Origin of the sequence: Anoxybacillus tengchongensis (assembly GCF_014201585.1) — a bacterium.
GTDB classification, from domain to species: domain Bacteria; phylum Bacillota; class Bacilli; order Bacillales; family Anoxybacillaceae; genus Anoxybacillus; species Anoxybacillus tengchongensis.
The window spans coordinates 272,743-297,154 of sequence record NZ_JACHES010000002.1; the positions used below are offsets into that span (position 1 = coordinate 272,743).

Sequence of the window (24,412 nt, forward strand, 5' to 3'; positions counted from 1 at the left end):
TGTACGTGATACAATGAAAGTGATTTCAACATATATGAGGTGAACAAAATGGCTTATACAGCTACGATTGAACTTGTCCCTGCATCGACATGGGAGACGGTGACGTTAGAACAATGCAAACAATTGCTTGAACAATTTCGGGATATCGCGCGAAAAACGGGTGAACAGCTTGCTTGGGACTATGCGGAATCTGCTTTCCCGTATGACATCGTGACAAAAGAAGATCGCATTGTATTAGTTGGAAAAAGCGACCGCTATTATATGATTGAATGTCGCGTTCATGAGCGTGCGGTCGAGTTTGTATTGCCGAAACGAGCGACGCATGGCGATAAAGGAAAAGCGAACGAACTATGTAAATTTTTCGCTAAACAAATGGCGGGGAAACTGCATTTATTTAACGGACGTGTGATGTATTATTACAAACGATAAGCCCAAAAAAGCCCGCGACAAAGAAAATAAATGGCGATCGTCAATAAGGTTGTCCAACATGCTTGTCTTTTCGTTAAACGAAACCGAAGCGCAAGCAAAAAAGCAACGTACATAAATATCATAAACAGCAACGCTTTAAAAATAAAATGATCGTGGGCAGATCTCCATTCAACGAGTGAAAATAAGCTCCAAATAAGTAATTGAACTAAAAAAACGACATACATGTTTACACACCCCTTACAAACATCATATGATCGCAAGGGAAAAATAATGAGAAAGAGGACGGCTAAGCCATCCTCTTTTTATTTGTTAATAATATGAATTGGGCTACCGAGTGCCACTTCAGCCGCTTCCATTGTAATTTCACCGAGCGTTGGATGCGCGTGAATCGTCATAGCGATATCTTCGGCTGTCATGCCGGCTTCGATCGCTAAGCCAAGTTCCGCAATCATATCTGATGCGTTTGGACCGACGATTTGCGCACCGATAATGACGCCATCGTCTTTCGTTAAGACGAGTTTTAAGAAGCCGTCTGCTTCGTTTAATGCAAGGGCACGGCCGTTTGCGCCAAACGGGAACTTCGCTGTAATGACGTCGATGCCTTCTTCGATCGCTTGTTTTTCAAAGTAACCGACAGATGCGCATTCAGGGTCAGAGAAGACGACAGCTGGAATCGCCAAGTAATCAATTTCAGACGGATGACCAGCGATCGCTTCTGCAGCAATTTTTCCTTCGTATGACGCTTTATGTGCAAGCGGTGGACCCGCAACGATGTCACCGATCGCGTAAATGTTCGGCACGCTTGTGCGGCATTGTTTGTCGATTTCAATTAAGCCGCGTTCAGTCATTTTAATACCGAGTTGTTCTAGTCCCATTTCTTCTGTGTTCGGACGACGACCGACTGTGACAAGCACGTATTCAGCATCAATTGTTTTCGTTTCGCCGTTCACTTCAAATGTGACTGTTACGCCGTCTTCACGCTCTTCGACACCTTTGGCGAGGGCGTTTGTAAAGACGTCAACACCTTTTTTCTTTAAGCGACGACGAACGACGGCGCTCATTTGTTTTTCGAAGCCAGATAAAATTTCATCTGCACCTTCTAAAATTGTAATTTTCGTTCCGAAGTTTGCGTATGCTGTCCCTAACTCTGTACCGATGTAACCGCCGCCGATGACGACCATTGATTTTGGAATTTCAGGCAAGTTTAATGCGCCTGTCGAGTCAAGGACGCGCTTTGAAAATTTAAACGTTGGCAACTCGATTGGGCGAGAACCTGTTGCGATAATCGCGTTTTTAAATTTGTACGTTTGCGCGCTATTTTCTGTCATGACGCGAACGGTATTTTCATCAACGAAATACGCTTCTCCGCGCACGATTTCTACTTTATTTCCTTTTAATAAGCCTTCCACGCCGCTCGTTAATTTTTTGACGACGCCTGCTTTCCATTCTTGCACTTTGGAAAAGTCAACTTTTACGTTTTCTGCAAAAATTCCCATATCTTGCGAATGTGTCGCAATTTCGTAACGATGACCGGCAGAGATGAGCGCTTTTGATGGAATACATCCAACGTTTAAGCACACACCGCCAAAGTTTCCTTTTTCAACGATCGTTACTTTTTGACCGAGTTGCGCCGCGCGAATTGCTGCGACGTAACCGCCAGGACCTGCACCGACGACGAGAGTTTCTGTTTCAATTGCGAAATCGCCTACTACCATCGCATTACGCCTCCATTAATAATAATTCAGGATCGTTTAATAAACGTTTGATATGATTTAACGCATTTTGTGCTGTCGCACCGTCGATCATGCGGTGGTCGAAGCTTAATGATAACGCTAATACTGGAGCGATGACAATTTCACCATCGCGCACAATCGGCTTTTCTGAAATGCGACCGATACCTAAAATCGCAACTTCTGGATGGTTAATGACTGGTGTAAACCATTGACCGCCTGCAGAACCGATGTTTGTAATTGTGCATGTCGCACCTTTCATTTCGTTTGGCATTAATTTGCCTTCACGTGCTTTCGTCGCAAGCTCGTTAATTTCTTTCGCGATCGCAAAAATCGATTTGCGGTCCGCATGTTTAACAACCGGAACGAGCAAGCCTTTATCCGTATCCGCTGCGATTCCGATGTTGTAGTAATGTTTATGAATAATTTCTTCTGTCGCATCGTCAATCGACGTATTGAGCGCTGGATATTCGCGAAGCGCAGACGTTAACGCTTTAACGACATATGGTAAGAACGTTAACTTAATGCCTTTTTGCGCTGCCACGTCTTTAAATTTCTTACGATGCGCAACAAGTTTTGTCACATCGACTTCGTCCATTAATGTGACGTGTGGGGCCGTATGTTTCGAGTTCACCATCGCTTTGGCGATCGCTCGGCGAATGCCGCTCATTTTTTCGCGTGTTTCTGGGAACTCACCTTCAACAACAACTGGTTGTGGAGCTGGTGCTGCTTTTTGTTCTTGTGCTGACGCAACTGTTTCTGTTACCGTTTGCGCTTGTGCTTCTGGTTGTGGAGCTGCACTGCCTGCTAAGTATGCATCGATGTCTTGTTTTAACACGCGACCGTTTTTACCTGTTCCTTGCACGAGGCGAATGTCGACACCTTTTTCACGGGCATATTTGCGCACAGATGGCATCGCAATGACGCGTTTTTTCGGTTGTGCTTGCGCTGGTTGCTCTTGTTTTCCTTCTTCTTTCTTTTCTTCTGCCTTTTCTTCTACTTTTGGCTCGTCGCCATGATCGCCTTTAAATTTTAAGTTTTCGTATCCTGGCGCATCAAATTTAATTAACGTTTGACCAACCGTTGCGACTGTGCCTTCGCTCACTAAAATTTCTAATACTTTTCCTTTCACTGGAGATGGAATTTCTACGACTGCTTTATCGTTTTGCACTTCGCAAAGTACATCATCTTCGTTGACTTCATCGCCCGGTTTGACGAACCATTTGACAATTTCACCTTCGTGAATCCCTTCACCGATGTCCGGTAATTTAAATTCAAATGACATTGTACCTCAACCTCCTGTTTCTTAAATGTGGAGGGGCGTGTCCCCTCCATTAAAACGTCATCACTTTTTTCACTGTTTCGATCACATCTTTAAAGTTCGGTAACCATACTGGCTCTGCTTGTGAGAACGGATATACTGTATCTGGCGCCGCGACGCGCAATACTGGCGCTTCAAGGCTAAGAATCGCACGTTCGTTAATTTCTGCAACGACGTTTGCCGCAATACCTGCTTGTTTTTGCGCTTCTTGTACAACAACCGCACGACCTGTTTTTTCAACGGATGCGATAATCGTTTCAATGTCTAGCGGTTGAACGGTGCGCAAGTCAACGACTTCAACAGAAATGCCTTCTTTTTCAAGCTCCGCTGCCGCTTTTAATGATTCATGTACCATCGCACCGTATGTGATGACCGATACGTCTGTTCCTTCGCGCTTAATGTCCGCTTTGCCGATTGGAATTGTATATTCGCCTTCTGGCACTTCTTGACGGAACGAACGGTACAATTTCATATGCTCTAAGAAAATGACCGGATCGTTGTCACGAATGGCTGAAATGAGCAAGCCTTTTGCATCGTATGGTGTCGATGGAATGACAACTTTTAATCCAGGTTGTTGTGCAACAAGCCCTTCTAAGCTATCGGCATGTAATTCTGGCGTATGTACGCCACCACCGAATGGCGAACGAACAGTGATTGGCGCATGGAAACGGCCGCCAGAACGATAGCGCATGCGCGCCATTTGACCAGAAATGGAATCCATCACTTCATAGACGAATCCAAAGAACTGAATTTCAGGGACAGGACGGAATCCTTGTAACGCTAAACCGATCGCTAAACCGCCGATTCCTGATTCTGCAAGCGGGGTGTCAAATACGCGGTCTTCGCCAAACTCTGCTTGCAATCCTTCTGTCGCACGGAATACCCCGCCGTTTACACCGACGTCCTCACCAAACACAAGAACATTCGGGTCTTTGCGCATTTCTACGCGCAACGCATCCGTGATTGCTTGAATCATTGTCATTTGCGCCATGGCTTATTTCGACTCCTTTTCTTTGTAGATTTCGTATTGTTCTTTTAAGAACGCTGGCATTTCTTCGTACATGATCGACATTAAGTCGGTTACTTTTTGTTTTGGTGTTTCGTCCGCTTTCTTAATCGCTTCTTTAATATCTTCTTTTGCTTGTTCGATGACGCGATTTTCTTCTTCTTCGCTCCATAATCCTTTGTTTTCTAAAAACTTACGGAAGCGAACGAGCGGATCTTTTTTCTCCCATTCGTTTTCAAGCTCTTTCGAACGATAACGTGTTGGGTCGTCTCCTGCCATCGTATGTGGACCGTAACGGAAGCAAAGCGTTTCAATGAGCGTTGGACCTTCGCCGTTAATCGCACGCTCACGAGCGTCACGCACCGCAACGTATACCGCAAGCGGGTCCATTCCGTCTACTTGAATGCCCGGAATACCTGCGGCAACTGCTTTTTGTGCGATTGTTTTTGCTGCCGATTGCTTTTCGACTGGTGTTGAAATCGCAAAGCGGTTGTTTTGAACGATAAAGATCGCTGGTGCTTTAAATGCGCCTGCGAAGTTAATTCCTTCGTAGAAGTCCCCTTGCGATGCACCGCCGTCACCTGTATATGTAACTGCAACTGCTTTTTTGCCACGTTTTTTCATGCCAAGCGCAACGCCGGCTGTTTGAATAATTTGGGCACCGATAATAATTTGTGGTGGCAACACGTTTACATCTTCAGGAATTTGGTTGCCATGGAAATGACCACGTGAAAATAAAAATGCTTGGTAAAGTGGTAAACCATGCCAAATCATTTGTGGAACATCACGATAGCCCGGTAAAATGAAATCTTCTTTTTCTAACGCAAAATGGCTCGCTAATTGGCTCGCTTCTTGTCCTGCCGTTGGCGCATAGAAGCCGAGACGTCCTTGACGGTTTAACGAAATGCAACGTTGGTCAAGCACGCGCGTATATACCATGCGGCGCATGAGCTCTTTTAATTGCTCATCTGTTAAATCTGGCATCGCCGCTTCGTTTACGACTTCGCCTTCTTCGTTTAAAATTTGAAACGTCGGGAACTGCTCAGCGACTTTTTCAAGTTGCTTTTTCACATCAAATAGGGGCTTTTTACCCATGTTGTTCACCTCATCCTTTCTTTTTCAACGCATAAAATGATGCTCCTTTTAATTTGCCCAAAAACGATTCGTTTTTACAACGTTTTGTGTATGAAAAGCTGTATTAATGAAAAAAGCCATTGTGATTAATACAACTGTTTTTTTACAACTTTAAGTTTACACCGTTCGACAACGCTCGTCAATGAGTTTGCTTATCACCTTCTATATAAAAATGAAATTTAGAAAATTTTAACTGTGTTATGAATCTGTTATACTTATTTTTCTCAATCTGTATTATTTCTGTTTTACAACGTGCTTATGTATGTTTGTACGCAGATTGCACTTTTGCATATAATGCCCCATAATAAAACGTAGTCTACTTTGCGGATAAGGAGTGAAGGTACGTGATTACGATGAAAGATATTATTAAAGATGGCCATCCGACGTTGCGAAAAGTAGCTGAAGAAGTGCCACTTCCCCCTTCTGAAGAAGATCGTCGCATTTTAGCGAGTTTATTGGAGTATGTGAAAATGAGCCAACATCCCGATGTAGCGAAAAAATATGGGCTTCGTCCGGGCATCGGCTTAGCCGCACCGCAAATTAACGTTTCCAAACGGATGATTGCTGTGCACGTGACGGATGAGAAAGGAACATTGCATAGCTATGCGCTATTTAATCCAAAAATCGTCAGTCATTCAGTCGAGATGTGCTATTTAACGAGCGGAGAAGGTTGTCTGTCTGTGGATGAAGCGATTCCTGGTTACGTGCCGCGCTATATGCGTATTACCGTTACAGGAACGACGCTTGAAGGCGAAACGGTGAAGCTGCGCTTAAAAGGATTGCCTGCCATCGTATTTCAACATGAAATTGACCATTTAAACGGCATTATGTTTTATGATCATATTAATAAACAACATCCGTACGACGTGCCAGCTGGCGCCATTCCGATTGAACGATAATAAGAAAAGGGCTACCATGACGGAGCCCTTTTATTTTAACAAACCAAGATGACGTAATCCGAATAAAATGCCGTCTTCATCGACTGGCTTTGTAATGAAATCAGCCACTTTTTTTGCTTCTTCATGCCCATTTCCCATCGCTACCCCTGTGCCGACAAAACGTAACATTTCCGTATCGTTTAATCCATCGCCGAACGCATAGACGTTTTCGCGCGGAATGCCTAGTTCGGCAATCATTTTTTTAATTCCTTCTGCTTTCGATCCGCCATACGGCAATACATCGGTTGAAACCGCATGCCAACGAACGAAGTGAAACGTCGGAAACGATGTAATATACGGCTGTTCTTCTTCCGGCTTACAAAACAAAAGCGCTTGATAAATGTCGTTTCGTTCGTCATACGTTTCATCATGCGGTGGATGGGTAAATTTTAAACTTCCCATGCTTTCGTGAATGTACGGATGATCCGCAACACTTGCGCGCATCGTATCCGCGTCCATAAAAATAAGCGGATGGTCATGATTGTGCGCCATTTTCTTTAATGCGCCGAGCTGTTCGCGATCAAGCGGTTGATTGTAAATCACTTCCCCTTCAAAAACGACATATTGTCCGTTAAAGCTGACAAATGATTGAATATCGAGTTCTTTTCGCAACCATTCAAACATAAACGGCGCTCTCCCGGTTGCGATTGCCACATATACCCCTTGCTTTTTTAATTCATGTATCGCCTCATACGTCGATTTCGGCAGCTGTTTATCATGATCTAACAACGTTCCGTCAATATCAAAAAAGACGATTTTTCTCTCCATGTTTCTCGCTCCTCGTGTAAAAGTGCACAAACTTACCGTAACGGAATTGCGCAATATTGTCAACGAAATGGTTAGCAATCTCTTCACCACCAGTTCAACTCATTTTCAAAAATGGGTGAATTCATTATGCAAAATTAAAAGGAGCGCTTGTTTAAAAGCGCTCCCTTTAAACTTTACTTCATTCTACTCGTCACTTTTGGATTGCAATTCGGGTAATCGGAGACTTGAACATCATCGTATCATCATTCACGCCCGCATCAAGAATATCTTGAAAAGAAAAGGAGTTGTCTTCATTAGCATGTATATAAAACCCCTCAACATCAATATATTTATGCGTACGATCTGAGGGTACGATTTCGGCATACAAATAGCCAAAATGCCGATTATTTTCCTTGTTCAAAGAATTTTTTATGACATAGCCACTAACAGAAGATTGATAAGGCTTATTGTAATGTTTTGTGCTGATGTGAGACTCCTCTCGATATGTCTTGTAAACGCTGTGAAGCTTTTGATAATCTACGACCGCATTTTCCGTTGTCAAAACTCCGTAAAAATCCACCTTCTTTTCTTGTGGATTTGTAAGCCATCTATATGACAAAACGACAGCATATCGAGACTCTTTTCGATTGAGCAAAGAAATAGACATCGTTAATTCCATCACTTTCTTTTTTTGAATCGTGTAAATTGTCGATGCTGTGCATAACATCTGTTTATAGAGATCACATTGAATGATTTGATTCTTTGTCTGCTTTTTGAAAATGTCTCTCAACGTTTGCTCATTTAGGTGATTCCATTTATCTATTGAAATTTTATTGCTGAAGAAGCGCAACTCCTCACTACCCATGTGTTTCATTTCTTCTTTCGTCAACCCGAGCAAAAATAAATTCACAATATCTTTGTTTTTAAACTGTGAGTTAATTGTATTATTCACTTTTTCCGGCTCTCTAATGAGACTTTCGATCTCTTCTTTATTAAAACCTTGTCTTTTTTCATCCAAATGCTGACCCTGTGAATACATCCCCTGATGATCACAACCAGCTAGCATTGTACACAACAACAAATAACTAAGGATTCGTTTCAACAGAAAGCCACCCTTCACTATATCTTTACAACATCGTTTTATCTCGTAAAAGAAACTGCAGCATTTGGTATTTGTACGTAACTAGTTGTTCCCGAAACAGAAATTGACGCTCCTAGCGGCATCGACACACTAAATGAAGAACTCCATCCCGTTTTCATATGAGTATAATTAGCATATGCAGAAGAATTCGCTCCAGAACTCCACTCAAATTCGGCATACGTATATCCTGAATCATCTTGTGCACGTATCCACTTTCCATTATACTGCCAAAATTCTTGATGATCAGAAGAATTTCTATCCAATTTGTGAACATATCCTGTCGAAAATTTATATGTCGCACCATTAAAATGAGAGGTTCTTCCTGCTACGTAACCATAATTGTCATAGTACTTCGTCGTCCAACTTCCAAATATTGATTTATAATCTACAGTCAATGCCTTCTTATGTCCAGTTCCGAATAAATCAACGTGTCGCTCATTCGAATCGTTTACCCAATCAAAATCAGATACAATTGCATATTTTGACGAATGGGTAACCGCAACAGTAAGTTTCAGCATAGACGATGAGTTTGATCCTTGGCAAGTATTGTCTGGATCACATAAAGAGGCTGTCACTAATTGTGGATTATTTTTTATTTTGTTATAATACTCATCCCGCTGTTTTTTGTTTTTCTCAAACTCATATTTCGTTATAGGAGTGAGTTCCCCATTATTTCCATCAATTTTAAAGTACGAAACATTTACATCTATCAATTCAGGTTGCTCCATATTCTTAAAATGATCCCAGTCATTTAGCGTGAAATGCTCAATTCTCTCCTTAGTAAACCCAAAGTGAGCTAAAAATAAGATATCCTTCTTTCTTAGTTTCAAATTTCTTGTGCCTTCATTTTGAAAATTTATATCTGCTACATCGACCTTGTTCGCTTTTAGATCTTTAACATCTTCTTTAGAAAAACCAAGCAACTCTAACATTTCATTTACATCCTTAACCTTTTTATCATCGGTGATGATGGTAGCGGAAGTCGAGGATCCTGTAGATAAAATGTAGAACATCACCAAAACAAACAAACTAAGCAAAACTTTTCTCATTAAATCTCCCCCACTACAATTTATTTAACCTTCAAATAATTATATAAGAATTTTCTTAATTATATAAAAAAAAACGTCAACATGCTGAGTGGCAAAAACTTTTTGCTATGCTGACGTGCTTTTTCACTCATCAAAAAGCGTTTCACGTTAATAATACATGATTATTTAAGAAAACATCTTGTCCACCATGCATACGGTAGTGAATAGGTTAGAACCATGTATATTTTCCCATGCAAAATTTGTCGATCATCTCCTTATAATAAATAATAAGAGAACACATTTACTTTCCGACAAAATCGGATACAATAAAAGTGAGGAGTGATGCGTCATGTTGAAAAAGTTGAAACGCAAGCTGCTCAAACAATGGAAAGAACTTTTGCGCAGAAAATCCATTGCATAGTTGTACGAGCCCTTCGATCGAAGGGCTTCTTTTCAATTTTGTTTCCCATTCCCCACTTTTTATATATAATAAGAAAAGCGGAAAGCGTCCGGAGCTACACATCGCTTTACTTTTTAAAAGGGAACATAATAAAAAAGCAATATGACACATAAGGAGAGATGAATGTTGATTTTTAAAGTGTTTTACCAAGATACGATCGATGAAGTGCCGGTAAGAGAAAAAACGAAGACGCTCTATATTGAAGCGGAAAGCGAGCGAGATGTACGCCGAAAATTACAAGACCGTCATATCAATATTGAATACATTCAACCGCTTGAGGGGGCGCATTTAGCGTACGAGCAACAAAACCCTGATTTTCACGTATTGGAGATTGAACAATGAACATTTTAAAAAATAAACAAGTTGGTGTTTTCGCTCTCGGCGGTCTAGGCGAAATCGGGAAAAATACATATGGCGTGCAGTATGAAGACGAAATTATCGTCATTGATGCCGGCATTAAGTTTCCCGAAGATGAATTGCTCGGAATTGATTACGTCATTCCTGATTATAGCTATTTAGTGAAACATGCAGAAAACATTAAAGGGCTATTTATTACACACGGACATGAAGACCATATTGGCGGCATTCCGTATTTGCTTCGCCAAGTGAACGTACCGATTTATGGCGGGAAGCTAGCGCTCGGACTGATTCGCAACAAGCTAGAAGAGCACGGATTGCTTCGTCAAACGAAACTGATTGAAATTAAGGAAGATGATGTCATTTCGTTCGGAAAAACAGCGGTCACTTTTTTCCGTACAACCCATAGCATTCCGGATAGCTACGGGATCGTTGTTAAAACGCCAGTCGGTCAAATTGTGCATACGGGCGATTTCAAATTTGACTTTACACCTGTTGGTGAGCCAGCAAACTTAACGAAAATGGCTGAGATCGGAAAAGAAGGCGTTCTTTGTTTATTGTCGGATAGTACAAACAGCGAAATTCCACATTTTACAATGTCAGAACGACGCGTCGGCGAAAGCATTCATGACATTTTCCGAAAAGTGCAAGGGCGCATTATTTTCGCAACGTTCGCTTCGAACATTCACCGCTTACAACAAGTGACGGAAGCAGCAGTATTAAACAATCGGAAAATTGCGGTATTCGGACGAAGCATGGAAGCAGCCATTGAAATTGGACAACAGCTTGGCTACATTAAATGTCCGAAAGATACGTTTGTCGATGCAGCGCAAATTAATCGCCTTCCTGCCCATCGCGTCACGATTCTTTGCACCGGAAGCCAAGGGGAGCCGATGGCAGCGTTATCGCGCATCGCCAATGGGTCACATCGCCAAATTCAAATTATGCCGGGCGATACGGTCGTCTTTTCATCTTCACCGATTCCGGGCAATACAGTAAGCGTCAACCGCATCATTAACATGCTCGCCCGCGCAGGAGCGGAAGTCATTCACGGACCGCTTAGCGACATTCATACGTCTGGTCACGGTGGGCAGGAAGAACAAAAGTTGATGATTCGTCTCATGAAACCGAAATATTTTATGCCGATTCATGGGGAATATCGCATGCAAAAAATGCATGTGAAACTTGCGGTTGATTGCGGTGTGCCAGAAGAAAATTGCTTTATTATGGACAACGGCGATGTACTTGGCATTAGTGAAGAAGGAGCAAGCATTGTCGGCAAAATTCCGTCTGGCTCAGTGTATATTGACGGAAGCGGCATTGGCGATATCGGCAACATCGTTTTGCGCGACCGCCGCATTTTGTCAGAAGAAGGACTCGTCATTGTCGTTGTAAGCATTAATATGAAAGAAATGAAAATTGCTGCGGGTCCAGACATTATTTCACGCGGATTCGTCTACATGCGTGAATCAGGCAATTTAATTAGCGATGCGCAACAACTAATCGCCAAACATTTACAACAGTTGCTTGAACAAGGAACAAATCAATGGTCGGACATTAAAACGGAAATTACTGATACACTCGCACCGTTTTTATACGAAAAAACGAAGCGAAAACCAATGATTTTACCGATTATTATGGAAGTATAAAAAAAGAAGGTGCCCGTTTGGACACCTTCTTTTTAAAACGTTGAAATACATTTTCTCCTTTACCTTCAAATATTTCAATTTGTGGGAGAAAAAAGACGGGTTCGTGCCTTGGTACAATAAGGAGCCTGTCAAATATGTTCATTGACAGAATAAATTCCGTTGAATATAATGAAAATACAGATGTAGGGTGTTTTAGTTACCTACGATTGGCTTTTCGCCACCGTTAAAAATGGCGGTGACAAAAGGCTAGACAAATGGTTTAAAAACTTGTCGCCCATCCGCAGGCGACTAACAAATGGCGGACTCGAAAACTTTTCAACAAAGAAGCGGGGTATCCGCTTCTTTTTTTGGATTGGAGTACGAAGAGATGTCTGAACATTTTAAAATTTATTTTATCAAGGAAGAATTTTTTTCGATTACCGACTGGTCACAATATAAAGTACCTATAAAAAAGAAAAGGTCTATGTTAATAATCCAATTAAAATATTTAGAAGAGAAAAAAGTAAAGAATCCTTGAAATGACAAATGTAAATTTCATAAATAACTATACCTCGTGAAAAAGACGGAGATATACTCTGTCTTTCAGACTGTTGAAAAGAAGGTGCCCGTTTGGACACCTTCTTTTCTTATTCCCCAACAACTTCGTTTTCAAAGCGGTCAATATCGTGATCCGCACCGATGACAATTAAAATGTCGCCTTCGTAAATCATTTCTGATGCAAGCGGTGAAACGATAATGTCGTTGTTTCGTTTAATCGCGACAATGTTAATGCCGTATTTCGCGCGAATGTCTAACTCGAGAAGCGAATGGCCATGAAGCTGTTCGTTTGCGACAATTTCAACGATGCTATGGCGATCAGATAGTTCTAAATAGTCGAGCACGTTGTTTGAAATCATATTGTTAGCAATTCGTTCACCCATATCTCGTTCTGGATGAACGATATGGTCTGCTCCAATTTTTTTCAATACTTTTTCGTGATAATCGTTCGTTGCTTTCACTGTAATTTTTTCAACGCCAAGCTCTTTTAAAATTAGCGTTGTTAAAATGCTCGCTTGAATGTTGTCACCGATGGCGACGATGACGTGGTCAAAGTTGCGAATGCCTAAGCTTTTTAGAACGTTCTCATCGGTTGAATCAGCAACGACCGCTTGCGAGGCAATGGACGCGTATTCGTTCACTTTATCTTCGTTTATATCAATCGCAAGCACTTCCATGCCTTGTTCGCTTAACGTACGACATACGCTACCGCCAAATCGTCCGAGGCCAATGACAGCAAATTCTTTTTTCTTCATCAAAAATCCCCTCTTGTTCGGTTTTCTTCAAGCACACGTAAAAGCCGTTTTTCTAGCATATTCACACCGCCACTGCCTGCTTGGTAATGACGAAGTTTACCGTCTGCATCAAATATATAATACGTTGGCACACAGCGATTATCAAACGCCTCTTTTAACCGATGGTCGTTGTCAATGAAAATCGGATGGGTCATGCCGTATTGTTCAGCTAGCTGTTTGACGACTTCTACGTTCTCATCGCCATCGCGCCGTGGCATATGAATGGAAATGACGTGTAATTCATCTTGATAGCGATCGCGAAAAGCATTGACTTGTTTCATTCCATCTTTACAAAGATGGCAACTCACCGCCCAAAAATGAACGAGCGTCGGTTTCCCGATGAGCTGTTCGCGAGTGACGTGTCCATTCAATACGATCGTTGCTCCGTCTAATGATGGCATTTGTTCTCGTAATTTCATCGTTCTTCTTCCTTTGCATGATGATTTCCTTTCCAAGTGACGTAACGAGTGAGTAGTTGGATGGCGACATCGATGGCTTGTTCGTTCGGATTTAATTGCGCATGATGCAAACCGAACGGCGACTGTACACCGAGCCAAAACATAAAGCCCGGAATGCGCGCAAGCATGTAGCCGAAATCTTCACCTGTCATTGCCTCTTGACAACGAACGAGGCGGACGTCTGTTTCTTTTTCAACAAACTGCATAAATTCGTTCGTTAATGTCTCGTCGTTGTACACTTGATAATACATCGAACCGTAATCGATATGTGCCTCGCATTCGTAAGCCACTTCTATGCCGCGCACGATTGCTTCGATGCGCCCTTTCACTTTTTCCATCGCTTCAGGTGAAAGCGTACGAATCGTTCCTTCTAGCCGCGCACGTTCTGCAATAACGTTTTGTACTGTACCGCTCGTCAGTTTGCCAACTGTAATAACAGCACTATCAAGCGGATTGACGTTGCGCGAGACGATCGTTTGCAGTTGCATAATTAAGGCGCTGGCCGCAACGACCATATCTTTCGTTTCGTGCGGGAATGCGGCATGCCCACCTTTGCCGATTAAATCAATAAACAGCTCGGACGTATTCGCAAACAACAACCCTTCTTTTGTCGCAATCGTTCCGACCGGATACTGTGGAGCGATATGCAAAGCGAGGATCATGTCGGGCATCCATTGTTTCATTTCATCGCTTTCAAGCATCGGAAGCGCTCCACCCGGCCCTTCCTCCGCTGGCTGAAAAATAAACAGCATATCATCACAAATTGGATGATGAACAACATAGGTAAGGACGCCGAGCGCAATGGCCATATGCATATCGTGCCCACAAGCGTGCATGCGTCCTTCATGCGTTGAACGAAACGGGACGTCCGTTTGTTCGTCAATCGGCAATCCGTCCATATCGGCGCGATAACCGATCGTTTTCGTTGGCGCTGTGCCGAGGACACGAACGAAAATACCTGTTCTCCACGTTTTAATTTGTATTCGTTCTTGCGGAAGCGTTGCAATATAATTCAATATGTATTGTTGTGTTTTAAACTCTTGAAAGCCGAGTTCAGGAATTTGATGTAAATCGCGACGAATCGCAATAAATTCGCCCATTTCGCTCCTCCTTTTGAAAAAAGCGTGGAATCGATCCACGCTTTATAGTTGACGAAGTTCTTGTTTAATTTCTACTTTTGCTTTCGTTTTTTCATCAATTTGTTTAATGACGCGCGCTGGCACACCTGCGACAACCGTATATGGCGGCACATCTTCTGTGACAATTGCCCCAGCGGCAACGACCGCGCCTTTTCCAACCGTTACGCCTTCTAAAATGACTGCGTTTGCTCCGATCATGACGTCGTCTTCAACGATGACCGGTTTCGCTGATGGTGGCTCAATGACACCGGCAAGAACTGCCCCTGCACCGACGTGGCAGTTTTTCCCTACTGTCGCACGTCCGCCGAGCACAGCGTTCATATCAATCATTGTACCTTCGCCAACAACGGCACCGATGTTAATGACAGCACCCATCATAATGACCGCGTTGTTACCAATTTGCACTTGATCGCGAATAATCGCTCCCGGCTCGATGCGCGCTTTTATATGTTTTAAATCAAGAAGCGGGATGGCTGAATTGCGACGGTCGTTTTCGACAACGTAATCTTCAATTTTATGTTTGTTTGCTTCAATCGCTGCTTCAATGTCCACCCATTCGCCAAATACGACACCTGTTTGACCGGTAATAAACGTTTTCGCACTCGGGCCGAAGTCGATGTCGGCGATATCTCCTTTTATGTATACTTTCACAGGGGTTTTCTTTTTACTGTTTTGAATAAATGAAATAATTTCATTCGCATCCATCATCATCGTCATTTCCTCCTTATCGCTTTATTTTTTACTTTAACAAATGAAACAAGCAGTGACAAGCTTATTGTCGCTTTTCGTACATCGAACGGTTAAACCGTTTTAATATTTCGCGACGGGTCATAATCCCTGCAAAGTAGCCGGCATCGTTTTCGACGCAAACGAATGGATGATCAATGAGCAACTTCAACGCTTTTAAAAATGAATCGTTCACATGTAAGCGCGGAATGTTGCGCTGCATCACTTGTTCAACTTTCATCGTCTCTAGTCGCTCAAACTCGATGCGCTCAATGCCTAAAATCGCATCCATAATCATCGTCATACTAATGAGCCCTTGCAGTTTGTACGTCATATCTAACACAGGAACAGCCGAATATCCTGTGCGCGTCAATACTAATAATGCGTGTTCTAAATGATTCCCCACTTGCACGTGCGCTACTTTATCGGACGGAATCATCAAGTCAATGAGCGGTGGTTGTTGCATCGTCATTCCGCCTTTCACGATATAATCCCCATTTGTCATTGTACCATGTTCATTTCAATAAGGAAAAGCGAGAAGTAAAGCAAAAAAGCCTTCACACATGTGAAGACTTAATTCAACAAATCAAAAATTTCGATGGCGATCATATCAATGTTGTCAAATTGATACGATTTCGGCTTTTCTCCTTTTTCGTACACTTCTAATACGAACGTGTTTGTTTTTTCGTAATATGTGACGCTACATTTTTTTTCACCGTTCACTTCAAAATTGCGTTGCGGCGCTTCGTTCGTTCCTGTTTTTTGTTCTTGTAAGCTAATTAAGCGTTGAATAATGCCTAATAATTGCGACATGACGTTCATTCCTTTCCGATACGTATTTCAACGACTATTCACTACTGTACCAAGAATCGCGGAAAAAGTAAACAAAAACGAAAGCCCACAAAAGCGGGCTTACATTTGAAGCGCGACGTATGCAATATAACCGAGTAAAAGGGCAACAAACACGATGTATGCAATAAAAACTGGATTGCGCACATACGGATGAGCAGCCACCTTTTCGCCAACGCTCGTATCGTATTCGCCTTGCGTTTTTTGCCGCTTACCAACTTGATACGTATATATAAGCCCTCCGACTAATACCCCGCTTGCGATTAGCAAAAGCATCCATGAAAATGTATCCATCATCACTCACCTCATATTTACTTTTCCACCGCAAGCGACGTTTTATTACAGATGAGCATTATGTTCAAATAAATACTCATACGTTAAATCAATAAATAAATAATGATGCTCGTCAATTGGGTACGAGTACGTGCGAATCATTTCCCCTGTTTCAATATCGCTATATAAATCAGATAAAATGCCGCGCTTGCGTGAGCGCATGCGAATGATATTTTCGAGAAAATACGGTCGCCAGCTCCAGTTTTTCATTTCATATTGCGGCTGTAATTCCCACGTATCTTCTTTTTTAAACATGTTCGCCGACTGTTGAAAACCGTCTTCGTCACATACGTAAATGCGAAAACTACAATCGCTTAACTGTTTTGCTAAGGCGGAAATGAGCTCATTAAACGATGATGCCTTTTTATGTTTAGCGACAAGCTCTGATATGCGCGCTTGAAATTGTTCAGAAATATCGTATAACGCCTGCAGTTTCTTTTTTTCATGTTGAATAAACGTATGAAATTGGTCGCGCAACCGTTCTTTTAATAAATCTTTCGGAAGGAATGTTGGCGAAGGTTCGTGCAAATAATAGCCTTGATAATATCGTCCGCCGTTTCGCCACGCATATTGTAGCTGAAAGGCGTTTTCAATGTCTTCATACAAAAGTGTCGCACCAATTTTTCGTGCTAAAAGCGAAATGGAATATAGTACATCGTCGTATGATACGGTTGTCGCTGACGTGCGCAACGAATACAAGTCAATTTTCAACAAATCGGGGGCTAACAAACGAATGCGATCTAAATTGCTACTTTCTTTTCCGATGTTATCGACCGCAATTCGAATGCCGTATGTACGCAAATATGTGAGCACGTGCCCGAGTTGTTGAATGTCGCCTTTAAAATGATGTTCCGTAATTTCAAGAACGACTTGATTGAGCGACAGCCCTTTTTCCTTGTATTGAAAAAGCAGTTGTAAAAATGATTCACCGCGGTCAATCATTAACACATTGGCATCGCGGTTAATAAAAATGAGTGACGCAGGCTGTTCATTTACGAACTGTTCGAGCGCTTTCGTCGTCACCGCATGATCAACTTCCATGCGAAATTCTTCTGGAATCGTTTCGTCGTGAAAAAATGGGCCGAGGCTGACGACTTCATTGCCATGTTGAAAGCGACCAAGCACTTCATAACCAACAATACATTGCTCATCGGCGCTAAAAATCGGTTGATAATACGGAACAACTTGATCGATATGTGTTAAAATGTCTAGCGCATCCAAAACGACGCCTCCTCCCCCGTTTTTTTCACTCATTATATCATAAGAAATGCGCACGTTCATCGTATAAGAAAAGCGCAAAGCGCCCGCCTATCGGCGAAGAGCGCACAAGCCCCACCGAGGAGGCTGTCGCCGCCGCAGTGTGGGGCGAAGCGACTTGAGCCGATGGCGCTTGGAGCTAGACAGCTCCCTAAATCTGAAATTTTATACTTTCTTATCTTTCAAAAAAAAGCGACGTCAAGAAACGTCGCATTAAAACGGATGTTGATTAAGCCATTGACCGCCGTCAACGGTAATACATTCGCCGTTAATGTAGGCAGCGGCATCGGAAAGTAAAAATGAGGCGACGCCGGCAATTTCCTCTGGCGTCCCGAAGCGACCGAGCGGTACGCTATCTTTTACGCGCTTTTCCATTTCTTCTGATAAAATGAGCTTTTCTGCCCCGCCTGTTCGCTCAATGGGTCCCGGGGCGATGGCGTTCACGCGAAAACCGTACTTTTTTCCCCATTCAACCGCTAACGTACGCGTCATCGTTAATACGCCTGCTTTGGCGCACGCGGAATGAATGACGCCCGCCCCTGCTCCCCAAGCGTATGTAGCGACAATATTAATGATTGACCCTTTTTGCCCTTTCTCAATCCAATAGTTTCCAACTTCTCGACTACAATAAAACGTGCCGTTTAAGACGATGTCAATGACGCTATTCCAGCCGTTAATGGATAACTTTTCCGCTGGGCAAATAAAGTTGCCAGCAGCATTGTTAATTAACGCATCAATTTTTCCGAAGCGTTCATCCGTTTCTTTGACCATCGCAGCGACTAATTCTGGCTTACGCACGTCCATAACGATCGGCAACACTCTTTCGCCAATTTCGTTTGCTGCCTCCTCGAGCGCTTCTTTTCGCCTTCCTGTAATAACGACATGCGCCCCTTGTTCCGCGAACTGCTTCGCCATATATTTCCCCATACCGCTTGAACCGCCTGTCACAATAATGACTTTTCCGTTCATTTCCTCATCCCCTTTATGAATGGTTATTCATTCATTTTTATTGTACTATATATTTAGAAAATTTTTAATATTATTTTTACTGTTTTTATCAACTTTTTTCTTTTATAATGAGTGAAGAACATTTTACGTATAAGGTTTGAAGCGAATGAAACGACGAGATGTTTTGAAAACGTTTTTCTCTTTAGTTGTCAAAGGGGCATTGCTTTCAACGGCAGGATATATGTATGCGAAATATATTGAACCGCGACGGCTGACGGTGCATCATTACGATGTCGTGCATCCCCTCATTCCAAAAAGCTTTGACGGGTGTCGACTGCTCCAATTTAGCGATGTGCATATCGGTTATCATTATACCGTTCGTCATTTTCAACAAGTCGTCGAACGAATGAACGACTTAAAGCCACATCTTATTTGTTTTACAGGCGATTTGCTTGATGAGCCGAACAAATATGCACATGTCGATGCGATTACATCGCTACTCTCCCAACTTCACGCTCCACTCGGAAAATTTTGCATTTATGGCAATCACGATCATGGTGGATACGGCACAGACATATATAAACGAATGATGAACACGAGTGGATTTCGTTTACTTGTAAACGAATGGGTATATGTCAAACAAGGTAGTGAACAAATTGTCATTGCCGGGTTAGATGATTTCATGCTCGGTAAGCCAAATTTCGCAAAAACGGTGCAACATATGCCAAAAGAAACGTATACGATCGCTTTAATTCATGAACCCGATCTTGTGACGCAAGCAAGCGTATATCCGTTTCACCTTCAACTGTCCGGTCATAGCCATGGTGGACAAATTCAACTACCGTGGATCGGTCCAGTTGTCACTCCTCCGTTAGCGAAACGATACGTGGAAGGATTTTACGACGTCGGGCAGCTTACATTGTACGTCAATCGCGGTCTTGGTACGACGCGCATGCCATTTCGCTTTTTAACGCCACCAGAACTTACATTATTTACGTTAAAAGCCGGGTTATAACATAAACCCGGCTTGAAACAACAATATGCTTCCGACGACTGACGCACTGATATAAATAAACGCTTCTTTATGTTGTTTATGCAATAAGAGTTGAAGTGCTTCCACGCTAAATGTTGAAAACGTCGTAAACGCTCCGAAAAACCCGACTGTCACCCCAATCGATTGAACGCCAGACGAAAGAACAAAACCGAGCCCGAATGAACCGAGCCAGTTGATGAACAAAATGGATAGTGGAACAGGTGACTGTTTTGTCCAACGCAACAGCCATATGCCAAGCTTATACCGACACCACGCTCCTAATGCCCCACCAAGTGCTACATACATCATGACAGTCCACCTACTTGTTTTCCGCCTGCTCGTTCACCGACATATACGCCCGCATAACAAAGAAGCAAACCGCCAACAAAAGATATAAGTACATATCCGTTCGCTAATGCAGCATGTGTATGCCATAACGTCACCGTTTCTTTACTAAACGTCGACATCGTCGTCAATCCGCCGCAAAATCCTGTACCGATCGCAAGCCGCAACCATTCAGCCATTTTCCGTTTTCCGACGTAAGACGTCAGCGCACCGAGCAAAAATGAACCGATATAATTGACCATTAACGTTCCCCATGGAAATGTGAGAAATGGGAAGATAAGCGCCACACCGTAACGACATAACGCGCCGAACGCTCCGCCTATGGCGACTGCCCCACTTTCTTTCATCATCTATCACCTCATTCTTCATCATCTGCGACATCGTAAGCCATTTGAAATAGTATCATTTGGCTATCGATTTCTTCTTCCCCATCTTTTCGTTTCACATAATGATATTCCCCATGTTCGTTTTGTTCACGCGCTTTGACATTATCAGAAAGCAACATGTGCAACACTTCGATAAGCCGCTCTTTTAATGGTTGGCGGAAAATCGGGAACAAAATTTCAATGCGCCGATCCATATTGCGCGTCATCCAATCGGCAGACGATAAAAAGACGCGCGCTTGTCCGTGATGGTGAAAATAATATACGCGACTATGTTCTAAAAAGCGGCCGACGATGCTGCGGACGCGAATATTTTCACTTACTCCTTCAATTTGTGGACGTAAACAACAAATGCCGCGCACAATTAAATCAATTTGTACCCCCGCTTGCGACGCTTCATATAGCTTCATGATGAGCTGTTTATCTGTCAGCGAGTTCATTTTCGCGATAATGCGACCGTCACCGTATTGTTTATGGTAACGAATTTCTTCATCAATGAGTTGTAAAAATTGTTGCCGTAAATCAAACGGAGCGACGGATAAATGATGAAACGGTGGCTTTTCCATATAACCGCTTAAATAATTGAAAAAGTTTGTCGCATCTTCTCCAAATTGCTCATTCGCCGTAATAAAGCCGAAGTCCGTATACACTTTCGCAGTCGCATCGTTATAATTGCCTGTTCCTAAATGAACGAACCGTTCAATTTTTCCTTGTTTTTGCCGAACAATTAATGTAATTTTACTATGCGTTTTTAAATGCGTCATGCCGTAAATGACGTGGCAACCTGCTTTTTCAAGCTCTTTTGCCCATTGGACGTTATTTTCTTCGTCAAACCGCGCTTTTAATTCAACGAGAACAGTCACTTGTTTCCCGTTTTCCGCCGCACGCTTCAACGCTTCAATAATCGGTGAATCTCCGCTCACGCGATATAACGTCTGTTTGATCGCTAACACATCCGGGTCATCTGCCGCATCGGAAATAAAATCGATAACCGGTTCAAACGACTCGTACGGATGATGGAACAATAAATCGTGCTCTTTTGCTTTTTCAAATATGTCTTCGTCATCATCTAAATCTTTTGGCGGTTGTGGAATGAGCGTTTCAAAAACCAAATGTTCTTTGTATCGTGCTACTTCATGATAAAACGAAAATAAAAATGTTAAATCAATGGGTCCGTCGATGTTGTACACATCTTTTTCATGAATTTCTAGCTCATCTAATAAATAGTCAAGCACCCATTCGTCGAATCCTTTTTTGCTCATTTCTAGTCGCACCGCAGCGCCCCATTTTCGCTTTTTTAACTCTTTTTCAATTTCTTTTAATAAGTCCCGTGCCCCTTCTTCATGAATCGTTAAATCCGCGTTGCGTGTAATGCGAAATTGCGTCACAGATGAGACGGTATATCCTTTAAATAACGTATAAATAAATGTCGTAATGACATCTTCTAATAGCGCATAAACGTGCGTGCCGCTATGTGTAGGCAAAGGAATGAAACGACGTAACACAGCAGGCACTTGTACAATTGCTAATTTTTTTCGATCGTCATCATCTTCTTCATCATCTTCAAGAACGATCGCTAAGTTTAAACTTTTGTTTAACAACATCGGAAACGGACGATACGCATCAACAGCCATCGGCGTTAACACAGGAAAAATATTTTTCATAAAATACGTTTGTAAATACGTTCGTTGCTCATCGCTCCATTCGTTTGGCGCAAGCAAATATACCCCTTCCTTATGCAACATCGGCAATAACGTCCGGTTGTACATGTCGTACTGCAACTGAACGAGCTCATGCGTTTTTTTCGCAATTTTTTTCAACTGTTCTTTCGGCGTTAATCCTGCCTTATTTTCTGGCTTATTAAAGCCCGCTTTCACTTGATCTTTTAAGCCAGCGACGCGCACCATGAAAAACTCATCTAAATTCGAGCTGAAAATCGCTAAAAATTTCAATCGTTCTAATAACGGGTTGCGTTCGTCCATCGCCTCCTGCAAGACGCGCTCGTTGAACGCTAGCCAACTTAATTCGCGGTTGTTGTAATAACGCGGATGACTAAAATCCATTCTCATCCCTCCAAATGAAACTGTAATTGAATCGGGCGTTTTAACATTTTTTCCACATGCTTTTTATGTTTTTCTGCTTGATACTCTTCCGCCTTAAACGATTGACTGCAAAAAATGTGTATGACGATCGTTTCTTGTTGCATGTCAAGTTGTAGACGGTTAACAATATTTCGCTTCGTGTCGTTTAAACTATAAGCAAATTTTAATAAGGCGCCAAGAAAACGAAGCTTTTTTTGTTCAGCACGTGTGAACCATGTGTGAAACGGCTGGACGTATTGTTTAAACAACGTTTTATTTTTAAACGACGCAACAAGAGCTAACTGTACACGATCGCGATGGCTTAATCCATCAATCGTTCGATTAGCTAAAAGGTAAAACGTATGTTGGCTGCTCGCTTCTTCATCGACATATTGTCCTAAATAAAACACATGGGTAGCGCGTTTTAATAGAACGAGGTCTTCGCCTGTCAATGGGAAAAGCGAAAGCGAACGCATTTGTTCAAACAGTTGGATAACTAGTTTTAATACGTGCTGCACATGGTTTGTATTCACTTCGTAATCTTGGGCTAATTCAAAAAAACTTTCATCTAATACGCTGGGAAAAATGATCGGGCCAAACTGTTCATAAAAAATGCCGTCACGCAATCCTTTTCGACTTAAAATGAACATCGTCGCATCGACCGTTTCATATAACGTTTGAAATACTTCAACGGCAGGAATAATTAAATCGGCCCGATCTTTCGATAACGCCTCCACTTTTTGAAGTTGTTCAAATGTAAGCGCGCGCAAATATTTTTTTACTTGAACGATATGCTCACGATTCATTTCATATTGATGAATGCCAGCAATTGGATAGTTTTGCAACATTTGATGTACTTGTACGACGTTGCGGGCGCTTCCACCAATCGCAATGATCGGAAGTTTTCGTTGTTTTAACCACGGAAGCGATTGAAATTGTTTTTCGACGTATGCTCGTAACGTTTGTAGTTCTTCGTCGGTCGGCACGTTTCCAGCGACAAATTCACGCTTTAACGATAGCGCACCAAACGGAAAACTATGATAATCGACAAGTTCACGATTGTGAAAATACGTCACTTCCGTACTTCCCCCACCAATATCGATCGTAATTCCTTCATAAAACGATGTCGATTGAATGACAGCTAAAAAACCGTAGTACGCTTCTTCATATTCCGATAAAATACGAATGTGAAAATCCGTTCGTTCCGCAACGATACGAACGATATCGTCGCGATTGCGCGCTTGACGAATCGTTGCCGTTGCGACACATTTCACATCGTGCAATCGATGAAAGCGCGTCACGTCTTGAAACGTAAGAAGCCCGTCTAAAAGAACGTGCAATCCTTCCTCAGTAAACCAACCGTCTTCGGTTAAATAGTTGCGCAAGCGAGCGGCAATTTTTACGTTTTCTCGCTCGCGCAAACGACCGCTTTTACTTTGTTCGTAAATGACTAGACGCATCGTATTGGAACCAATGTCAATAATACCGTATTTCAACGTTCAACCTCCCTAAAAAATAAATTGAAAATTTTCCAAAAACATAAACGATCGTGTATAATATAAGTGTACCAAAATAAAAAGGAGTTGAGT

27 protein-coding genes are annotated in these 24,412 nt (G+C 42.3%); 6 read left to right on the top strand and 21 right to left on the bottom strand.

Going from position 1 to position 24,412, the window contains the following annotated elements; translation table 11 throughout:
- Window positions 1–48: 48 nt before the first annotated feature.
- Window positions 49–429, top strand: a complete 381-nt coding sequence (locus HNQ82_RS03765; protein ID WP_183247246.1) for a DUF1885 family protein — start codon at window positions 49–51, stop codon at window positions 427–429.
- On the opposite strand, the gene HNQ82_RS03770 is transcribed toward HNQ82_RS03765, so the two are convergent.
- From HNQ82_RS03770 to pdhA, 5 genes are all read right to left on the bottom strand, one after another.
- A complete protein-coding gene (locus HNQ82_RS03770) occupies window positions 417–653 on the bottom strand; it encodes a hypothetical protein (RefSeq protein WP_183247248.1) in 237 nt (78 codons plus the stop codon). The two genes, HNQ82_RS03765 and HNQ82_RS03770, sit on opposite strands and share 13 nt — an antisense overlap.
- Window positions 654–731: 78 nt before the next feature.
- Window positions 732–2,144, bottom strand: a complete 1,413-nt coding sequence (gene lpdA / locus HNQ82_RS03775) for a dihydrolipoyl dehydrogenase (RefSeq protein WP_183247250.1) — start codon at window positions 2,142–2,144, stop codon at window positions 732–734.
- A gap of 4 nt (window positions 2,145–2,148) precedes the next feature.
- On the bottom strand, window positions 2,149–3,444 hold the full coding sequence (locus tag HNQ82_RS03780; RefSeq protein ID WP_183247252.1) for a dihydrolipoamide acetyltransferase family protein: 1,296 nt from the start codon (window positions 3,442–3,444) through the stop codon (window positions 2,149–2,151).
- Between the two features lie 49 nt (window positions 3,445–3,493).
- Window positions 3,494–4,471 (bottom strand): alpha-ketoacid dehydrogenase subunit beta, encoded by a 978-nt coding sequence (locus HNQ82_RS03785; RefSeq protein ID WP_012575447.1) that lies wholly within the window; start codon window positions 4,469–4,471, stop codon window positions 3,494–3,496.
- Window positions 4,472–4,474: 3 nt separating this feature from the next.
- On the bottom strand, window positions 4,475–5,581 hold the full coding sequence (gene pdhA, locus HNQ82_RS03790) for a pyruvate dehydrogenase (acetyl-transferring) E1 component subunit alpha (protein ID WP_141653478.1): 1,107 nt from the start codon (window positions 5,579–5,581) through the stop codon (window positions 4,475–4,477).
- A gap of 383 nt (window positions 5,582–5,964) precedes the next feature.
- Between pdhA and def the strand changes: the two genes are divergently transcribed.
- Window positions 5,965–6,519: a peptide deformylase gene (def, locus tag HNQ82_RS03795; protein WP_183247255.1), complete on the top strand. Its 555-nt coding sequence runs from the start codon at window positions 5,965–5,967 to the stop codon at window positions 6,517–6,519.
- A gap of 30 nt (window positions 6,520–6,549) precedes the next feature.
- Here def and HNQ82_RS03800 read toward each other — a convergent pair whose 3' ends face one another.
- The 3 genes from HNQ82_RS03800 to HNQ82_RS03810 form a co-directional block, all read right to left on the bottom strand.
- On the bottom strand, window positions 6,550–7,326 hold the full coding sequence (locus HNQ82_RS03800) for a Cof-type HAD-IIB family hydrolase (RefSeq protein ID WP_183247257.1): 777 nt from the start codon (window positions 7,324–7,326) through the stop codon (window positions 6,550–6,552).
- A gap of 190 nt (window positions 7,327–7,516) precedes the next feature.
- On the bottom strand, window positions 7,517–8,407 hold the full coding sequence (locus tag HNQ82_RS03805; protein ID WP_246348854.1) for a hypothetical protein: 891 nt from the start codon (window positions 8,405–8,407) through the stop codon (window positions 7,517–7,519).
- Between the two features lie 38 nt (window positions 8,408–8,445).
- Window positions 8,446–9,495, bottom strand: coding sequence for a hypothetical protein (locus HNQ82_RS03810; protein ID WP_183247258.1), 1,050 nt, complete (start codon window positions 9,493–9,495; stop codon window positions 8,446–8,448).
- Window positions 9,496–10,060: 565 nt separating this feature from the next.
- Here HNQ82_RS03810 and HNQ82_RS03815 point away from each other — a divergent pair.
- The 3 genes from HNQ82_RS03815 to HNQ82_RS03825 all read left to right on the top strand — a co-directional run bounded on the left by HNQ82_RS03815 (window position 10,061) and on the right by HNQ82_RS03825 (window position 12,457).
- A complete protein-coding gene (locus tag HNQ82_RS03815; RefSeq protein ID WP_183247260.1) occupies window positions 10,061–10,276 on the top strand; it encodes a DNA-dependent RNA polymerase subunit epsilon in 216 nt (71 codons plus the stop codon).
- Window positions 10,273–11,940, top strand: a complete 1,668-nt coding sequence (rnjA, locus tag HNQ82_RS03820) for a ribonuclease J1 (protein WP_183247262.1) — start codon at window positions 10,273–10,275, stop codon at window positions 11,938–11,940. The genes HNQ82_RS03815 and rnjA overlap by 4 nt, the downstream gene beginning before the upstream one ends.
- Window positions 11,941–12,235: 295 nt before the next feature.
- Window positions 12,236–12,457, top strand: a complete 222-nt coding sequence (locus HNQ82_RS03825) for a hypothetical protein (RefSeq protein WP_183247343.1) — start codon at window positions 12,236–12,238, stop codon at window positions 12,455–12,457.
- 109 nt (window positions 12,458–12,566) lie between these two features.
- Here the strand turns inward: HNQ82_RS03825 and HNQ82_RS03830 are convergent, their stop codons facing one another.
- The 9 genes from HNQ82_RS03830 to fadH form a co-directional block, all read right to left on the bottom strand.
- Window positions 12,567–13,232 (bottom strand): potassium channel family protein, encoded by a 666-nt coding sequence (locus tag HNQ82_RS03830; protein WP_183247264.1) that lies wholly within the window; start codon window positions 13,230–13,232, stop codon window positions 12,567–12,569.
- Window positions 13,232–13,690 (bottom strand): TlpA family protein disulfide reductase, encoded by a 459-nt coding sequence (locus HNQ82_RS03835; RefSeq protein ID WP_183247266.1) that lies wholly within the window; start codon window positions 13,688–13,690, stop codon window positions 13,232–13,234. The genes HNQ82_RS03830 and HNQ82_RS03835 overlap by 1 nt, the downstream gene beginning before the upstream one ends.
- Window positions 13,687–14,829 (bottom strand): N-acetyldiaminopimelate deacetylase, encoded by a 1,143-nt coding sequence (locus HNQ82_RS03840; protein WP_183247268.1) that lies wholly within the window; start codon window positions 14,827–14,829, stop codon window positions 13,687–13,689. The genes HNQ82_RS03835 and HNQ82_RS03840 overlap by 4 nt, the downstream gene beginning before the upstream one ends.
- Window positions 14,830–14,871: 42 nt before the next feature.
- Window positions 14,872–15,579, bottom strand: a complete 708-nt coding sequence (dapD, locus tag HNQ82_RS03845; protein WP_183247270.1) for a 2,3,4,5-tetrahydropyridine-2,6-dicarboxylate N-acetyltransferase — start codon at window positions 15,577–15,579, stop codon at window positions 14,872–14,874.
- Window positions 15,580–15,640: 61 nt separating this feature from the next.
- On the bottom strand, window positions 15,641–16,060 hold the full coding sequence (gene cbpB, locus HNQ82_RS03850; protein WP_183247333.1) for a cyclic-di-AMP-binding protein CbpB: 420 nt from the start codon (window positions 16,058–16,060) through the stop codon (window positions 15,641–15,643).
- Window positions 16,061–16,167: 107 nt separating this feature from the next.
- Window positions 16,168–16,407, bottom strand: a complete 240-nt coding sequence (locus tag HNQ82_RS03855) for a YkuJ family protein (protein WP_003396622.1) — start codon at window positions 16,405–16,407, stop codon at window positions 16,168–16,170.
- Between the two features lie 99 nt (window positions 16,408–16,506).
- Entirely contained in the window at window positions 16,507–16,740 is a 234-nt protein-coding gene (locus HNQ82_RS03860; protein WP_183247273.1) for a hypothetical protein, read from the bottom strand.
- A 42-nt stretch (window positions 16,741–16,782) separates the two neighbouring features.
- Window positions 16,783–17,997 (bottom strand): EAL domain-containing protein, encoded by a 1,215-nt coding sequence (locus tag HNQ82_RS03865; RefSeq protein ID WP_183247275.1) that lies wholly within the window; start codon window positions 17,995–17,997, stop codon window positions 16,783–16,785.
- Window positions 17,998–18,246: 249 nt separating this feature from the next.
- A complete protein-coding gene (gene fadH / locus HNQ82_RS03870; protein WP_183247277.1) occupies window positions 18,247–19,002 on the bottom strand; it encodes a 2,4-dienoyl-CoA reductase in 756 nt (251 codons plus the stop codon).
- Window positions 19,003–19,147: 145 nt separating this feature from the next.
- On the opposite strand from fadH, the gene HNQ82_RS03875 reads away from it, so the two are divergent.
- Window positions 19,148–19,996 (top strand): metallophosphoesterase, encoded by an 849-nt coding sequence (locus HNQ82_RS03875; RefSeq protein WP_183247278.1) that lies wholly within the window; start codon window positions 19,148–19,150, stop codon window positions 19,994–19,996.
- Here HNQ82_RS03875 and HNQ82_RS03880 read toward each other — a convergent pair.
- Genes HNQ82_RS03880 through HNQ82_RS03895 form a run of 4 tightly spaced genes read right to left on the bottom strand, consistent with a single transcriptional unit; the run spans window position 19,991 to window position 24,319 of the window.
- Complete coding sequence (locus HNQ82_RS03880; protein WP_183247280.1) at window positions 19,991–20,323, bottom strand: fluoride efflux transporter FluC; 333 nt, start codon at window positions 20,321–20,323, stop codon at window positions 19,991–19,993. The two genes, HNQ82_RS03875 and HNQ82_RS03880, sit on opposite strands and share 6 nt — an antisense overlap.
- Window positions 20,320–20,709 (bottom strand): fluoride efflux transporter FluC, encoded by a 390-nt coding sequence (locus HNQ82_RS03885; RefSeq protein WP_246348857.1) that lies wholly within the window; start codon window positions 20,707–20,709, stop codon window positions 20,320–20,322. The genes HNQ82_RS03880 and HNQ82_RS03885 overlap by 4 nt, the downstream gene beginning before the upstream one ends.
- An 8-nt stretch (window positions 20,710–20,717) precedes the next feature.
- Window positions 20,718–22,805: an RNA degradosome polyphosphate kinase gene (locus HNQ82_RS03890; RefSeq protein ID WP_183247282.1), complete on the bottom strand. Its 2,088-nt coding sequence runs from the start codon at window positions 22,803–22,805 to the stop codon at window positions 20,718–20,720.
- A 2-nt stretch (window positions 22,806–22,807) separates the two neighbouring features.
- Window positions 22,808–24,319: a Ppx/GppA family phosphatase gene (locus tag HNQ82_RS03895; RefSeq protein ID WP_183247284.1), complete on the bottom strand. Its 1,512-nt coding sequence runs from the start codon at window positions 24,317–24,319 to the stop codon at window positions 22,808–22,810.
- Window positions 24,320–24,412 lie beyond the last annotated feature (93 nt).

What these genes read in the sequence shown, in the direction of transcription:
- HNQ82_RS03765 (WP_183247246.1), top strand. Translation starts at nt 49, where the DNA reads ATGGCTTATACAGCTACGATTGAACTTGTCCCTGCATCGACATGGGAG.
- HNQ82_RS03770 (WP_183247248.1), bottom strand. Translation starts at nt 653, where the DNA reads ATGTATGTCGTTTTTTTAGTTCAATTACTTATTTGGAGCTTATTTTCA.
- lpdA (WP_183247250.1), bottom strand. Translation starts at nt 2,144, where the DNA reads ATGGTAGTAGGCGATTTCGCAATTGAAACAGAAACTCTCGTCGTCGGT.
- HNQ82_RS03780 (WP_183247252.1), bottom strand. Translation starts at nt 3,444, where the DNA reads ATGTCATTTGAATTTAAATTACCGGACATCGGTGAAGGGATTCACGAA.
- HNQ82_RS03785 (WP_012575447.1), bottom strand. Translation starts at nt 4,471, where the DNA reads ATGGCGCAAATGACAATGATTCAAGCAATCACGGATGCGTTGCGCGTA.
- pdhA (WP_141653478.1), bottom strand. Translation starts at nt 5,581, where the DNA reads ATGGGTAAAAAGCCCCTATTTGATGTGAAAAAGCAACTTGAAAAAGTC.
- HNQ82_RS03800 (WP_183247257.1), bottom strand. Translation starts at nt 7,326, where the DNA reads ATGGAGAGAAAAATCGTCTTTTTTGATATTGACGGAACGTTGTTAGAT.
- HNQ82_RS03810 (WP_183247258.1), bottom strand. Translation starts at nt 9,495, where the DNA reads ATGAGAAAAGTTTTGCTTAGTTTGTTTGTTTTGGTGATGTTCTACATT.
- rnjA (WP_183247262.1), top strand. Translation starts at nt 10,273, where the DNA reads ATGAACATTTTAAAAAATAAACAAGTTGGTGTTTTCGCTCTCGGCGGT.
- HNQ82_RS03825 (WP_183247343.1), top strand. Translation starts at nt 12,236, where the DNA reads ATGGCGGACTCGAAAACTTTTCAACAAAGAAGCGGGGTATCCGCTTCT.
- HNQ82_RS03830 (WP_183247264.1), bottom strand. Translation starts at nt 13,232, where the DNA reads ATGAAGAAAAAAGAATTTGCTGTCATTGGCCTCGGACGATTTGGCGGT.
- HNQ82_RS03835 (WP_183247266.1), bottom strand. Translation starts at nt 13,690, where the DNA reads ATGAAATTACGAGAACAAATGCCATCATTAGACGGAGCAACGATCGTA.
- HNQ82_RS03840 (WP_183247268.1), bottom strand. Translation starts at nt 14,829, where the DNA reads ATGGGCGAATTTATTGCGATTCGTCGCGATTTACATCAAATTCCTGAA.
- dapD (WP_183247270.1), bottom strand. Translation starts at nt 15,579, where the DNA reads ATGATGATGGATGCGAATGAAATTATTTCATTTATTCAAAACAGTAAA.
- cbpB (WP_183247333.1), bottom strand. Translation starts at nt 16,060, where the DNA reads ATGCAACAACCACCGCTCATTGACTTGATGATTCCGTCCGATAAAGTA.
- HNQ82_RS03855 (WP_003396622.1), bottom strand. Translation starts at nt 16,407, where the DNA reads ATGTCGCAATTATTAGGCATTATTCAACGCTTAATTAGCTTACAAGAA.
- HNQ82_RS03860 (WP_183247273.1), bottom strand. Translation starts at nt 16,740, where the DNA reads ATGATGGATACATTTTCATGGATGCTTTTGCTAATCGCAAGCGGGGTA.
- fadH (WP_183247277.1), bottom strand. Translation starts at nt 19,002, where the DNA reads ATGAACGGAAAAGTCATTATTGTGACAGGCGGTTCAAGCGGTATGGGG.
- HNQ82_RS03875 (WP_183247278.1), top strand. Translation starts at nt 19,148, where the DNA reads ATGAAACGACGAGATGTTTTGAAAACGTTTTTCTCTTTAGTTGTCAAA.
- HNQ82_RS03880 (WP_183247280.1), bottom strand. Translation starts at nt 20,323, where the DNA reads ATGATGTATGTAGCACTTGGTGGGGCATTAGGAGCGTGGTGTCGGTAT.
- HNQ82_RS03885 (WP_246348857.1), bottom strand. Translation starts at nt 20,709, where the DNA reads ATGATGAAAGAAAGTGGGGCAGTCGCCATAGGCGGAGCGTTCGGCGCG.
- HNQ82_RS03890 (WP_183247282.1), bottom strand. Translation starts at nt 22,805, where the DNA reads ATGGATTTTAGTCATCCGCGTTATTACAACAACCGCGAATTAAGTTGG.